Genomic DNA, 13,262 nt, shown 5'->3' with positions numbered 1-13,262 from the left:
GACCGCCCCGTCGCACGCGAACGGCCCCGGTGCCTCGGCGGGAACGCCGGGGCGCCGAGGCCGTCGGGGCGGGCGCGCTCAGCCGACCGAGGAGTACGAGACCACGCCGCGGCGCAGCGCCTCGACCGCCTTGCGGGCGGTGCCCGCGACCTTGCTGTCCTCGGGGGCCGCCGCGGCGATCTGGCCGAGCACGTCGACGAGCTGCTTGATCCAGCGGACGAAGTCGCCGGCCGGGAGGTCGGCGTCGCCGAGCACCGCGTCCAGGCTCTGGCCCGAGGCCCACGAGAACGCCGTCCACGCGAAGCCCAGGTCCGGCTCACGCAGGAAGTCGAGGTGGTGCTGACCCTCCAGCGCGTCCAGGTGCCCCCACAGGCGGACCATGTCGGCCAACGCGGCGGAGGCCGCACCGCCCGGCAGCTTGGGCGCCAGCGCGTCGTCCGGCTGGCGCGACTCGTACACCAGCGCCGACGCGCACGCGGCCAGCTCGGCCGGGGTCAGGTCCTCCCACAGGCCCTCGCGCAGGCATTCGGCGGTGAGCAGGTCCAGCTCGGCGTAGATCCGGGCGAGCCGGCGGCCGTCCTCGGTGACCGTGTCGCCCTTGAGGTAGTCGAGGTCGGTGAGCATGCCGCAGACCCGGTCGAAGGTGCGCGCGATGGTGTGCGTGCGGCCCTTCATCCGGCTCTCGATCTGCTGGGTGTCGCGCAGCAGCCGGTAGTAGCGCTCGGCCCAGCGCGCGTGCTCCTCGCGGTCGTCGCAGCCGTGACAGGGGTGCTGCCGGATCGCCTGCCGGAGCCGGGTGATCTCGCGGTCGTCGGCCGCGGGCGAGCGCTGCTTGCGGGTCCGGGGGTGGTCGACGTGTCCGGCCTTGGCGCGCAGCGAGGACGCGAGGTCGCGCCGGGACTGCGGGCTGCGCGCGTTGAACGAGCGGGGGATCCGCAGGTGGTCGATCGCGGTGACCGGCACGGGGAAGTCGATCGCGGCGAGCCGGCGGGCCTGCCGGTCCGAGGTGAGCACGTACGGGCGCGACCCGTCGGGTCCCTGGTCGTGGCCGGGGTCCAGGACCACGGCCAGGCCCGCGTACTTGCCGGTGGGCACCACGATGATGTCGCCGGGCTTGAGCTTCTCCAACGACGCGGCGGCCGCGGCGCGGCGCTGCGAGGCGCCCTCGCGGGCCAGCTCGGTCTCGCGGTCCTTGAGCGCGCGGCGCAGCTGCCCGTACTCGGCGAAGTCGCCGAGGTGGCACGTCATCGCCTCGTGGTAGCCCGCCAGGCCCTCCTCGTTGCGCTGCACCTGCCGGGTCAGTCCGACCACCGAGCGGTCCGCCTGGAACTGCGCGAACGAGGTCTCCAGAAGCTCGCGCGAGCGGTGCCGGCCGACCTGGCCGACGAGGTTGACGGCCATGTTGTACGAGGGGCTGAAGGAGGACCGCAGCGGATACGTGCGGGTGCCCGCGAGGCCGGCCAGGTGCCCGGCGTCGAAGCCCTGGTGCCACAGCACGACGGCGTGGCCCTCCACGTCGATGCCGCGGCGCCCGGCGCGCCCGGTGAGCTGGGTGTACTCCCCCGCGGTGAGGTCGGCGTGCGTCTCGCCGTTCCACTTGACGAGCTTCTCCAGCACCACGGACCGGGCCGGCATGTTGATGCCCAGCGCGAGCGTCTCGGTCGCGAAGACCGCCTTGACCAGGCCCTTGACGAACAGCTCCTCGACGACCTCCTTGAAGGTCGGCAGCATGCCCGCGTGGTGCGCGGCGATCCCGCGCTGGAGGGCCTCCAGCCAGGAGTGGTAGCCGAGGACGTGCCGATCCTCGTCGGGGATCCCGGCGGTGCGCGCCTCGACGAGCGCGCGGACCTCGTTGCGCTCGGCCTCGCCGTTGAGCCGCAGACCCGCGTGCAGGCACTGCTGGACGGCCGCCTCGCAGCCCTTGCGGCTGAAGATGAAGGTGATCGCGGGCAGCAGGCCCTCGGCGTCGAGCCGGTCGATCACGTCCGCGCGGCTGGGCGTCCAGATCCGGCTGCGGACGGGACGCGCCTCCTCGCCGCGATTGCGGCGGTAGCGGTCCTGCGGGCGCCCGACCCGCTCGCTCTCCATCCGGCCGAGCCGCACGAGTTCGGGGTTGACCTGGGTGTGGTTCTCGTCGGTGAACAGGTCGTAGGTGCGGTTGCCGGCGATCACGTGCTGCCACAGCGGCACGGGTCGGTGCTCGGACACCACCACGGCGGTCTCGCCGCGCACGGTCCCCAGCCAGTCGCCGAACTCCTCGGCGTTGCTGACCGTCGCCGACAGCGACACCAGGGTGACCGACTCGGAGAGGTGGATGATCACCTCTTCCCACACCGCGCCGCGGAAGCGGTCGGAGAGGTAGTGCACCTCGTCCATCACGACGTAGCCGAGGCCGTTCAACGCGTTCGAGGACGCGTAGAGCATGTTCCGCAGGACCTCGGTGGTCATCACGATGATCGGCGCGTCGCTGTTGACCGAGTTGTCCCCGGTGAGCAGGCCGACCTTGTCCGCGCCGTAGAGCTTCTGGAAGTCGCCGAACTTCTGGTTCGACAGCGCCTTGATGGGCGTCGTGTAGAAGCACTTGCGCCCCTGTTCGAGCGCGAGGTGCACGGCGAACTCGCCGACCACCGTCTTGCCCGAACCGGTCGGCGCCGCGACCAGGACACCCTTGCCGCCTTCGAGCGCGCGACAGGCCTCGATCTGGAAGGGGTCGAGGCCGAAGGGGTACTGCTCGCGAAACGCGTGCAGACTCGTCCGCTCGTCGACCGCCCGGCGACGCGAGGCCGCATAGCGCTCGGCGGGGGACATCTGGGTGTCGCGGTCCGTGCCGCGTGAAGGATCGAGAGGCATCTCGCTATGCAGACTACCGGCCACGACCACAACCCGTGATCACCTTTTTTCGATCTTCGCCCCCAAACCCCCAAAGCCCACCCACCCCCCTTCCAAGCCCACCCAAGCCCGCCCGACGCTTCCTCCCAAGCCCGTCGGACGCTTCCTCCCAAGCCCGCCCGACGCTTCCTCCAGCCCGTCCGGCGTTTGAGGACACCTTTCAAGCCCGTCCGGCGCTTGAGGACACCCATCCAGCCCGTCCGGCGCTTGAGGACACCCCCGGCTCCGCCCGCCCACAACGGAGCGCTACACCAACACCCGCACAGCCGAAGGCACACAATCGGCGGTAATCGGCAACGCACCGACACGCTCGCCGTCAGCCCACGCACTCAGCCCGCGCGCGGTCAGCGACACGGTCGCGGCCCGGTACACGGTGACCTTGGGGTGGCTCAGGTGCCGCCCGCCATACACCCGGGGAAACACCCGCAGCAGCTCCGCGCGCCCGCACGCGCCGACCACGGTGACGTCGAACAGACCGTCGGAGAGGTCCGCGTCGGGGCACATCCGCATGCCGCCGCCGTAGGAGCGGCTGTTGCCGACCGCGATCAGGGTGGCCTCGACGTCGAACGGCTTGCCGTCGAGTTCCAGCTCGTAGGGAACCGGCTTGAGCGTGCCCAGCTCGCCGAGCAGCGCGGCGTTGTAGCGGGTCCGCCCGCCGGCCCAGGTCATCTTGTTGGCGCGTTCGTTGACGCGCGAGTCGAAGCCCGAGCACAGGATCGTGCCGAACCAGCGCTCGCCGACCCGGCCCAGGTCCACCGTCCGCGCGCGCAGCTCGGCCACCACGCGCGCCGCGGCTGCCACGTCCCCCAGCGGCAGGTCCAGGGCCCGCGCGAAGTCGTTGCCGGAGCCGATCGGCACCACGCCCAGCGGCGTACTCGTGCCCGCCAGCGCCTGTAGCGCGGCGGCCACGGTTCCGTCGCCGCCGACCGCGACGACGGCGTCGACTCCCTTGCGGACCACCGCACGCAGGCGGGCGATTCCCTCGGCGGCACCGGGGGCGGACACCTGATGTGGTGTCAGCCCCCGGTCGCGGAGCAGATCGGCCGTGACGGACGCGGCCTTGAGGCCACGACCCCGGCCCGCGGTGGGGTTGACGAATACTGCGATCTCCCGAGACACAAGGCGGGAGGTTAGCCCACGACCGCTCAGGTGATGTCGTCCACCCTGGTCCCCGGCTCCCGGCCGGGCTCGGGGTCCACCGCGGACGGAGCGTCCACGGGGGCCGGCCCGGTGTCCAGGACGGACGCCTCGTCGTCGTCCAGGTCCCCGCCCAGCGCCTTCGCACGGGCCCTGCCTCGGCGCCGGTCGTTGATCCAGGCGACGATCAGAGCGACCCCGTACAGGACCGTGATCGGGATGGACAGCAGGATCATCGTGATCGGGTCCGTGGTGGGGGTGGCCACCGCGCCGAACACGAAGATGCCCATGACGACCCAGCGCCACCAGCCCGCGAGCTGCTTGGCGGTGACGACCCCGCCGAAGTTCAGCATGATCAGCACGAGCGGCAGCTCGCACGCGAGGCCGAACACGACCACCATGCGGACCACGAAGTTGAGGTACTCGTCGAGCTGGATCTGGTTGCTCGCGTCCGTGAGCGTGAACTCGAGCAGCACCTCCAGGGTGTGCGGCAAGATCCAGTACGAGAAGTAGGCGCCGCCCAGGAACAGCGGGACGCCGACGCCGACGAACGCCAGCGAGTACTTCTTCTCGTGCCGGTGCAGCCCCGGTGCCAGGAAGGCCCACAGCTGGTAGAGCCAGATCGGCGAGGCCGCGATGATGCCGCTCACCAGCGAGAGCTTGAGCATCATCGAGAACGGGCCCAGCGCGCCGCTCTGGACCAGCAATTCACAGTCGGTGGAGCCGGTGCCCTTGACGTTCTTCAGGCCACAGGCCGGTTCGACGAGAAAGGCGCCGATGTCCTTGTAGTAGAACGCGGCGACGATGGTCACGACGATGATGGCCAGGAGCGCCTTGACGAGGCGATTGCGCAGTTCGCGCAAATGCTCCATCAGGGGCATGCGCCCCTCGGCGTCCTTGTTCTTCTTCTGTTTCGAGCCGGACTCGCGTCCGCGCCCTGCCTTGTCAAGCACCTTGAGGGCCGACTCCTAGAAACGCGCGAGCGAAATCAGCGACGGTTGTGGTCGGGTTCGCCGACCTTCCGCGCCCCGTTCACATCGCCCGGAGCGGCCTGAATGGTGCGCGGCGGCACCTCGGTGGTCTGGGCGGGCTGGTCGGACGCGGGGGCATCGGCCGCCCCGTCCTCCTTCATCGCCTTGGTCTCGCTCTTGAGGATGCGCAGCGAGCGACCCAACGCACGTGCCGTGTCCGGCAGACGCTTGGCGCCGAACAACAGCACGACGACAACCAGGATCAGGATGATCTCGGGCCAACCGAGCTTGCCAAACATAGTCAGTACCTCATTGCCGTGGCCGGGGGGCTTACGGGTTCGATCGTACGCCGGTACGTGTTACGCATGTGCAACGCAATAGTGGCGAACAAACGCACCGCACGTAACCCCCAGGGGTGAACGATGTGGATCATCGCCGACGGGCCGGCGCCGGGCGCGCGTGTGGCACCGTGCCGGAACGCGGGGGCTGCCCCGAGGCGGAGTCCAGCTCGGCGGCGGCTTCCGTCAACCGGGTGGACGCGTCCGCGACGGCCACCCCGAGGTGACGTACGTCACCGAACAATCGCCAGGCGAACCAGGCGATGACGCCGAGTCCGGCGACGACGAGCACGATGAAGACGAGGACCCACGGCACCATGCGGCGACCCTAACAGCCCTCCGTCGCCCGCTCAGCGGGCGACCTGCATGGAGGAGACGCCACCGTCGGTGAGCAGCTCGACGATCCGCTCGCCCGCGGGCCTGCGCACCGAGTCCGCACAGGTGGGACACCGGAACAGGTAGAAGGACTTGTTCGGGCGGACGACCAGATGTAGCTGATCCGCCGTCAACTCGACGCGTCCGCATACCGGGCAGCGCGCCGTGAACGTCGACACCGTGGGCCTCCTCGCAAGGTCGGGAAGGTTGTCGTCGGTGGTACCGGAGGTGCCGGTGGTCAACCGGTCTCGGTCGCGTAGGCCGCCAGCGCGGCCGTCGCGGTCCGTCGTACGTCGTCCACGAGCTCCGGCGGGGACAACACCCTGCCGTGCCCGCCCAGTCGCAGCGCGAGCCGCCGGATCCCGGCGGGATCGGGCGTGCGCAGGGTCAGCCGCAGGCCGCCGTCGGGCAGCTCCTCGACCTTGTCGTAGCGGTAGTACTCGGTGACCCAGCGCCCGCCGGGCCCCAGTTCGAGCACGACCTCCATGCCGTCGGCGGCGGTCGGCGCGAACCCGTCCGCGAGGTCGAGCGGCTCGATCGGCTGCGGCTCGGAGGGCTCGTCGAGCAGCACGGCCTCGGCGACCCGGTCCAGGCGGAACAGCCGGCGGCCCTCGGCCTGGCGGCACCAGGCCACCAGATAGGTGTGGCCGTCGACCAGGACCAGCCGGATCGGGTCGACCTCGCGCTCGGTGATCTCGTCCCGACGCGGCACGTAGTAGCGCAGCCGCAGCCGGCGCTTCTCGCTCACCGCGCGGTCCATCGTCGCGAACGCCGACTCCTGGGACGCGTCGTCGCCCTCGAACTCGACGGTGACGCCCTGGGCGGCCCGCGCGGCCTCGCCGGCGGCGTCCTCCAGCTTGGCGGTGACCCGGCCGAGCGCGACCCTGTCCCGCTCGCGCAGCCCGGACAGCCCCGCCAGCGCGCGCAGCGCCACGAGCAGGGCCAGCGCCTCGTGCGGCGCGAGCCGGACCGGGCGCACGGGGGCGTCGGCGTTGTCCAGGAAGACCCGACCCTCGAAGTCGACGTGCGGCTCCAGCAGATCGTCGGCCATGAAGCTGGTGCCGCACATGTGCAGCGTGCCCAGGTCGGCCTCGACCTGCGCCACCGGCAGCCCGAAGGCGCGCGCGACGTCCTCCAGATGCGTGCCGGGGCGCTCGCGCAGATAGGCCACCAGGGACAGCAGCCGGCGGGTGTCGTCGATCGCGTTGCTCATCCGACCTTCACCTGTTCTGTCGCCTCACCGGCGGCCTCGCGCAGTTGTGCGACCACGGCGTCGCGCAGTCGGGTCGGCTCCAGCACGACCACGTCGGGCCCGAACTCCGCGAGCCAGTGGTGCAGTCCGTGTCCGTGGGTCAGCTCCAGCTCGTCCCAGCCCTCGCCGGCGGGTACCACCGCGCTCGCGCGGGCCCGCAGCGGGAAGCCGGCGCCGGTGCGCACCCGGATCCGGGCGATGCCGTCGCCGCCCTCGCCGGCGAAGCGCGCGACCTGGCCGCGCACGTCGACCTTCTCCGGCACCTCGGCCCGGAACTGCTCCTTGAGCGGCTTCGGCTTGGGCTTGTCGGCGATCCGGTCGAGCCGGAACACCCGCTGCTCCTGCCGGTCGCGGGCCCAGCCCACCAGATACCAGCGGCCGCGCCAGCAGCTCATCCCCCACGGCTCGACCACGCGGGGCGTGGCCTCGGCGGCGCCGGAGCGGCGGTAGGCGAACTGGATCGGGCGGCGGGTGCGCAGCGCGTCCAGGAGCGGCCCGAAGGCCGGCTCGCGCGCGGTCACCCGCGGCTCGACGCTGGTCAGCGGCGCCGAGTCGATCTCGACGCCGGCGGCCTTGAGCTTGTAGAGCGCACCGGTCGCGGCCCCCGCGAGCGCGGACTGCTGCCACGCGCCGGCGGCCAGCGCGAGCGCCGCGGCCTCCTCGGGGTCCAGCTCCACCGGCGGCAGCGCGTTCTTCTCGGGGCGGATGCGGTAGCCGTCGGCCGACTCGATCAGCGGGTCGTTGGCCCCGGTCTCGACGATGAAGCCGAGTTCGCGTACGTCGTCCTTGTCCCGCTCGAACATGCGGTCGAAGGCTTCGTCGGACGTGCACAGCCGATACGACTCGATCGACTGCCGCAACTCTTCCTTCGTGACGTAGCGACGGGCGGCGAGCAGGCACATGACCAGACTCACCAACCGCTCCTGCTTCGGAATCGCCATCAGTCCCCAGTTCCTCCCACACGGCGCAGCCCCGACCGTACCGCGTTCGGCGCATCGGTTGGTGCCGCCCGCCGATCTGCCCCGACGAGGTCGCCGACCGGGGCGCGCACCGTTAGGCTGCCGGACCGTGATCACCTGGCGACGCGGCGAAGTGACGGCGATACGACGAGCGTGGCGCGGGGCCGTCGAAGTGACGGTGGCCGTGCCCGAACCCGAGCCCGCGCGCGAGCTGCGGGCCATCGCCTACCCGCTGCTCACCGGCGAACCCGTGGTGGGCGACACGGTGTTGCTCAACACCACCGCGCAGGACATGGGCCTGGGTACCGGCGGCTACGCGCTGGTCGTCGCGCTGCCCGAGCGGCTGCCCGCCGACCCGCCCAAGGGCCCCGGGCACGTGGTCAAGGCGCGGTACACCCCGATGCAGGCGGTCGTGCTCGGCGTGGACGAGCAGGACTCGCCGCACCACCAAATGTTGTGCGACGCCGACTCGTTGGAGGGCATGCCGGTGGTCGTCGCCGACCTGCACTCCGCGCTGCCCGCGGTGTGCGCGGGGATCCGCGCGGCGCGGCCGGACGCGCGCGTGGTGTACGTGATGACCGACGGCGGCACGCTGCCGCTGTGGTTCTCGATGACCGTCGACACGCTCCGCGAGCACGGCTGGCTGGCCGGGTCCGTGACGGTGGGTCAGGCGCTCGGCGGGGACCTGGAGGCGGTCACCCTGCACACCGGCCTGCTGGCGGCCCGGCACGTCCAGAGGGCGGACATCGCGATCGTCGCGCAGGGACCGGGCAACCTGGGTACAGGCACGCCGTGGGGCTTCTCCGGCGTCGCGGCCGGCGAGGCGGTCAACGCGATCGCGACGCTGGGCGGCCGGCCGGTCGCGTCGCTGCGGATCTCGGACGCCGACGCCCGGGAACGTCACCAGGGCGTCTCGCATCACAGCCTGACCGCCTACGGGCGGGTCGCCCTGGCCCGCGCCGACGTGATCGTGCCGAGGCTGCCGGAGCCGCTCGGAGCCCGGGTCGCGGCCGACGTGGCACCGTTGCGGGCGCGGCACGACGTACGGATCGTCGATGTCGACGGCTTGGACACGGCGCTGCGCTCCTCGCCCGCACGGCTCTCCACCATGGGCCGCAGCCTCGACGCGGACCACGCCTACTTCCTGGCCGCCGCCGCAGCCGGCCACTACGCGGCAAACCTCCTCCCCACATAACCCCCGCGCCGGCCGAGGTGGCCTCAAACGCCGGCCGCGCTGGAAACAGCCCAACCGCCACTTGAGTCCACCCAACCGAACCGAACACAACCAGCCCGGCCGGCGCTTGAGTCCACCCAACCGGACCGAACGCAATCAGCCCGGCCGGCGCTTGAGTCCACCCAACCGGACCGAACGCAATCAGCCCGGCCGGCGCTTGAGGCCACCCAACCCAACCAAACGCAATCAGCCCGGCCGGCGCTTAAGGCCAAACAGCCCGGCCGGCGCTTGAGGCCAAACAGCCCGGCCGGCGTTTGAGGCCAAGCGGGCCGCAGGCCGGCCAGGAAAAGCGACGGCCCCGGACCGCGCCGGAGCGCGAACCGGGGCCGAGTGGGCCTACCCGCTAGCCGACCTTCATCAGGTCGACCACGAAGATCAACGTCTCGCCAGGCGCAATCGCACCAGGCGCCCCACGATCGCCATAGGCCAGATGCGCCGGAATGACCAGCTTGCGCCGGCCGCCGACCTTCATACCCTGCACGCCGCGGTCCCAGCCCTCGATGACCTGGCCGACACCGAGCTTGAAGTTCAGCGCGGAACCGCGGTTCCAGGACGCGTCGAACTCCTCGCCCGTGGAGAACGCCACACCGACGTAGTGCACGCTGACGTTGTGGCCCTTTTGGGCCTCCTCGCCGTCGCCCTCCCAGATCTCGGTGATCTCCAGGTCGGCGGGCACGCCACCCTCGGGGAAGTCGATCTCGGGCTTCTCGAGCTTCTTCACAGCTTTGTCCGTATCCGTTCGAGTGCTGAATGCGGGGTCCAACGTACCGGGCCACTCGCCCGATTCGGTCATCCGACGAGCCGTCAGGCGGCCGTGCCGCCCAGGGCGTCCACGATGTCGACGACGAACACCAGCGGCGCGTTCGGCGGGATCTTCTCGCCCGACCCCTGCGCGCCGTAGCCCTTGTCCGCGGGCAGGACCAGCAGCACACGGCTGCCGACCTTCTGGCCCACCAGACCCTCGTCCCAACCGGTCACGACCTGGCCGACGCCGATCTTGAACGCGGTCGCGCCGTCGTGGTCCCACGACGAGTCGAACTTGGTGCCCTTGTCGAACAGGGCGCCGGTGTACTGCGCGACGAGCGTCTGGCCCTTCTGGACCACCGGACCGGTGCCCTCGATCAGCGTCTGCACGGTCAGCTTGGTCGGCGCGGCGGTACCCGGCGGGATGGTGATCTCCGCGGGCTTGCCGGACTCGACCTTGGCCACCGGGAGCCCGGCCGGCGGGGTCACCGCGGTGCCCTTGGCCTCGCTCTTGGGGTCGATCGTCTTCGTCGTGCGCAGGTCGACCATGAGCGCGATGGCCTGCTTCTCCCCGGTGACCTTGGCCGGGACGACCACGAGCATCCGGGAACCGGTCTTCATGCCGATTATCCCCTGCCCGATCTCCTTGAGCAGTTGCTCGTCGCCGGCCTGGAAGACCTCGGGGGTCTTGCTGTCGTACGAGTTGCCGGCGTCCGTGCCGTCCCAGTTCTTGCCGACGGTGTCGGCGACGACGTAGTCGCCCTTCTTGATCACGTCACCGGTGCCCTCGATGAGGACCTTCGACGTCGTCTTGTCGCCGGACTTCCCCTTGGGGATGGTGATGTCCGGCTTCTGCCCGAAGGCGCCGGACACGGTGGGTGTAACGGTTTTTCCTCCGTCGTCATCGCCACACGCGACCGCGGTGAAGGCCAGTGCGGGGACCAGAAGGAGCGCAGCGAGACGGCGCACGATGTTCCTCTGCTGAGATGGACAAGGACCGGGACACTCTATGGGTTCCCGGTGTGAGGACGACGTGAAGACCGCGACCCCGTCAGGCGACCTCGCGGCCGGGCCGGCGCAGCCGCGCGGCCCACCGTCCGTCCTCGCTGCGCACCGACAGCGGAATGCCGAAGCACTCGCTCAGGTGCGCGTCCGTCATCACCTCGGCGGCCGGTCCGGCCGCCACCGTCCGCCCCCGGCGCAGCAGCAGGGCGTGGGTCACCGAGCTGGGCAACTCCTCCAGGTGGTGCGTGACGATCACCAGGGTCAGCCGCGGGTACTGGCGCGTCAACGAGTCGATCGCCTCCAGGAGTTCCTCGCGGCTGGGCAGGTCGAGCGCGTTGGCCGGCTCGTCCAGCAGCAGCAGCCGCGGATCGGGCATCAGCGCGCGGGCGATCCGGGCCCGGCCGCGCTCGCCCTGCGAGCAGACCGCGATCTCGCGATCCGCGAGTCGCTCCAGGCCGAGCAGCCCGATCAGCTCCCGGACCCGGGCCCGCTCGGCAGGCCCGTACTTGCCGTACAGCGGCTGCACCGTGCCGCTCGCGCCGGTCAGCACGTAGTCGGTGACGGTCAGGTACTCGGGGATGCGCTGCGCGGCGTTGACCGCGCCGACCTGGGCCCGTACCTCGCGCACGTCCACGCGGCCGAGCCGCTTGCCCAGCACGGTCACGGAGCCGTTCCCGGGAAAGCGCAGCGCGCCCGCGAGCCCCAGGATCGTGCTCTTGCCCGCGCCGTTGTGCCCGAGCAGCGCCCAGCGCTCGCCCTCGCGCACCGTCCAGTCCACGCCGACGAGCATGTCCGTGCGCCCGGCGGACCCGTGTGCCCACACGTCCACCGAGTCGAGCTCGAAGACCGGCGGAGCGATGTCCCACGTAGGTGTATCGACCATCGACCCAGCATGCCGGCCGCCCGCCCCGACCTTGATCCCGGGAGGGGCGGGCGACCATTCGTCTCACATGGCGTCAGATCGTGATCACATGCCGCGATCCATGCCGGCGATCACATGCTGGCGATCAACTTCTCCACGCGGTCGTCCACCGACCGGAAGGGGTCCTTGCACAGCACGGTGCGCTGCGCCTGGTCGTTGAGCTTGAGGTGCACCCAGTCGACGGTGAAGTCGCGCCGCTGCTCCTGGGCCTTTTTGATGAACTCGCCGCGCAGGCGCGCGCGGGTGGTCTGCGGCGGCAGCGATTTCGCCTCGAAGATCTTCAGATCGTTGCCGATCCGGTCGATCTGCCCGCGTCTCTCCATCAGGTAGTAGAGACCGCGGCGCCGGTGGATGTCGTGGTAGGCGAGGTCGATCTGGGCGACCCTCGGCGAGGACATGGGCAGGTTGTGCTTGGCCCGATACCGCTCGATCAGCTGGTACTTGATCACCCAGTCGATCTCGCGCCCGACCAGGTCCAGGTTGCCGGTGTCGATCGCGTCGAGCGTGCGCTCCCACAGATCGAGCACCTTCTCGACCGTCCCGGAGCGGATGCCCCGGCGGTCCGCGAACTCCTGGGCCTTCGTCAGGTATTCCCGCTGGATGTCCAGCGCGCTTGCCTCGCGGCCGTTCGCGAGCCGGACCTTGCGCGAGCCCGTCATGTCGTGGCTGACCTCGCGGATCGCCCGGATCGGGTTCTCCAGGGTCAGGTCCCGCATGACGATCCCGGCCTCGATCATCCGCAGCACCAGATCGGTGGACCCGACCTTGAGCAGCGTGGTGGGCTCGGCCATGTTGGAGTCGCCGACGATCACGTGCAGACGCCGATAACGCTCGGCGTCGGCATGCGGTTCGTCGCGCGTGTTGATTATCGGACGGGAACGGGTCGTGGCTGAGCTGACGCCCTCCCAAATGTGCTCGGCGCGCTGGCTCACGCAGTACACCGCACCACGCGGCGTCTGCAGCACCTTGCCCGCGCCGCACAACATCTGACGGGTCACCAGGAACGGGATGAGCACATCGGCGAGCCGGGAGAATTCCCCATGCCTCGCCACCAGATAGTTCTCGTGGCAACCGTAGGAGTTGCCTGCGGAGTCGGTGTTGTTCTTGAAGAGATACACGTCGCCCGCGATGCCCTCTTCGTGCAGCCGCCGTTCGGCGTCGACGAGGAGACCTTCGAGAATGCGCTCACCGGCCTTGTCGTGCACGACAAGTTCCGGCACCGAGTCGCACTCGGGCGTCGCGTATTCGGGGTGGCTGCCCACATCCAGATACAGCCTGGCCCCATTGCGTAGGAAGACATTGCTGCTTCGGCCCCACGAAACGACTCGGCGGAAGAGGTAGCGCGCCACCTCGTCCGGGGAGAGCCTGCGCTGCCCCCGGAACGTACAGGTGACGCCGTACTCGTTCTCCAGCCCGAAGATGCGGCGGTCCATGCG

At 70.7% G+C, this 13,262-nt stretch carries 13 protein-coding genes; 1 reads left to right on the top strand and 12 read right to left on the bottom strand.

What is annotated here, in order from left to right; genetic code table 11:
• Window positions 1-78: 78 nt before the first annotated feature.
• The 8 genes from OG928_RS30485 to OG928_RS30450 form a co-directional block, all read right to left on the bottom strand.
• The gene (locus OG928_RS30485; RefSeq protein WP_406289687.1) at window positions 79-2,850 is read right to left on the bottom strand and encodes a DEAD/DEAH box helicase; all 2,772 of its coding nucleotides are present in this window, start codon (window positions 2,848-2,850) and stop codon (window positions 79-81) included.
• Between the two features lie 285 nt (window positions 2,851-3,135).
• On the bottom strand, window positions 3,136-4,008 hold the full coding sequence (locus tag OG928_RS30480; protein WP_406289685.1) for a diacylglycerol kinase: 873 nt from the start codon (window positions 4,006-4,008) through the stop codon (window positions 3,136-3,138).
• Between the two features lie 26 nt (window positions 4,009-4,034).
• A complete protein-coding gene (tatC, locus tag OG928_RS30475; RefSeq protein ID WP_406289682.1) occupies window positions 4,035-4,979 on the bottom strand; it encodes a twin-arginine translocase subunit TatC in 945 nt (314 codons plus the stop codon).
• 35 nt (window positions 4,980-5,014) lie between these two features.
• On the bottom strand, window positions 5,015-5,296 hold the full coding sequence (gene tatA, locus OG928_RS30470; RefSeq protein ID WP_406289680.1) for a Sec-independent protein translocase subunit TatA: 282 nt from the start codon (window positions 5,294-5,296) through the stop codon (window positions 5,015-5,017).
• Window positions 5,297-5,426: 130 nt separating this feature from the next.
• Window positions 5,427-5,654, bottom strand: a complete 228-nt coding sequence (locus OG928_RS30465; protein WP_406289678.1) for a hypothetical protein — start codon at window positions 5,652-5,654, stop codon at window positions 5,427-5,429.
• Window positions 5,655-5,685: 31 nt separating this feature from the next.
• Window positions 5,686-5,889 carry a hypothetical protein gene (locus OG928_RS30460; protein WP_406289675.1) on the bottom strand — a complete coding sequence of 68 codons (204 nt, stop codon included), beginning with the start codon at window positions 5,887-5,889 and terminating at the stop codon, window positions 5,686-5,688.
• Between the two features lie 59 nt (window positions 5,890-5,948).
• On the bottom strand, window positions 5,949-6,923 hold the full coding sequence (locus OG928_RS30455) for a helix-turn-helix transcriptional regulator (protein ID WP_406289673.1): 975 nt from the start codon (window positions 6,921-6,923) through the stop codon (window positions 5,949-5,951).
• A complete protein-coding gene (locus tag OG928_RS30450) occupies window positions 6,920-7,903 on the bottom strand; it encodes a helix-turn-helix transcriptional regulator (RefSeq protein ID WP_406289671.1) in 984 nt (327 codons plus the stop codon). The genes OG928_RS30455 and OG928_RS30450 overlap by 4 nt, the downstream gene beginning before the upstream one ends.
• Window positions 7,904-8,030: 127 nt before the next feature.
• On the opposite strand from OG928_RS30450, the gene OG928_RS30445 reads away from it, so the two are divergent.
• Window positions 8,031-9,116, top strand: coding sequence for a DUF3866 family protein (locus OG928_RS30445; protein WP_406289670.1), 1,086 nt, complete (start codon window positions 8,031-8,033; stop codon window positions 9,114-9,116).
• Between the two features lie 382 nt (window positions 9,117-9,498).
• On the opposite strand, the gene OG928_RS30440 is transcribed toward OG928_RS30445, so the two are convergent.
• The 4 genes from OG928_RS30440 to pafA all read right to left on the bottom strand — a co-directional run bounded on the left by OG928_RS30440 (window position 9,499) and on the right by pafA (window position 13,259).
• Window positions 9,499-9,876 carry an FKBP-type peptidyl-prolyl cis-trans isomerase gene (locus OG928_RS30440; protein WP_406291303.1) on the bottom strand — a complete coding sequence of 126 codons (378 nt, stop codon included), beginning with the start codon at window positions 9,874-9,876 and terminating at the stop codon, window positions 9,499-9,501.
• A gap of 83 nt (window positions 9,877-9,959) precedes the next feature.
• Window positions 9,960-10,868, bottom strand: a complete 909-nt coding sequence (locus tag OG928_RS30435) for an FKBP-type peptidyl-prolyl cis-trans isomerase (RefSeq protein ID WP_406289667.1) — start codon at window positions 10,866-10,868, stop codon at window positions 9,960-9,962.
• Window positions 10,869-10,950: 82 nt separating this feature from the next.
• Complete coding sequence (locus tag OG928_RS30430; RefSeq protein ID WP_406289666.1) at window positions 10,951-11,787, bottom strand: ABC transporter ATP-binding protein; 837 nt, start codon at window positions 11,785-11,787, stop codon at window positions 10,951-10,953.
• Between the two features lie 110 nt (window positions 11,788-11,897).
• Window positions 11,898-13,259: a Pup--protein ligase gene (gene pafA / locus OG928_RS30425; protein WP_406289664.1), complete on the bottom strand. Its 1,362-nt coding sequence runs from the start codon at window positions 13,257-13,259 to the stop codon at window positions 11,898-11,900.
• Window positions 13,260-13,262: the final 3 nt, after the last annotated feature.

Source organism: Embleya sp. NBC_00896 (assembly GCF_045207785.1).
In the GTDB taxonomy this organism is placed as follows: Bacteria; Actinomycetota; Actinomycetes; order Streptomycetales; family Streptomycetaceae; genus Embleya.
Note: the sequence above shows the minus strand (reverse complement) of the source record. Positions and strands in the feature narration are given on the sequence as shown.

Bases quoted from the DNA above. Each gene is read 5' to 3' on its own strand.
- OG928_RS30485 (WP_406289687.1), bottom strand. From the start codon at position 2,850: ATGCCTCTCGATCCTTCACGCGGCACGGACCGCGACACCCAGATGTCC.
- tatA (WP_406289680.1), bottom strand. From the start codon at position 5,296: ATGTTTGGCAAGCTCGGTTGGCCCGAGATCATCCTGATCCTGGTTGTC.
- OG928_RS30465 (WP_406289678.1), bottom strand. From the start codon at position 5,654: ATGGTGCCGTGGGTCCTCGTCTTCATCGTGCTCGTCGTCGCCGGACTC.
- OG928_RS30455 (WP_406289673.1), bottom strand. From the start codon at position 6,923: ATGAGCAACGCGATCGACGACACCCGCCGGCTGCTGTCCCTGGTGGCC.
- OG928_RS30450 (WP_406289671.1), bottom strand. From the start codon at position 7,903: ATGGCGATTCCGAAGCAGGAGCGGTTGGTGAGTCTGGTCATGTGCCTG.
- OG928_RS30430 (WP_406289666.1), bottom strand. From the start codon at position 11,787: ATGGTCGATACACCTACGTGGGACATCGCTCCGCCGGTCTTCGAGCTC.
- pafA (WP_406289664.1), bottom strand. From the start codon at position 13,259: ATGGACCGCCGCATCTTCGGGCTGGAGAACGAGTACGGCGTCACCTGT.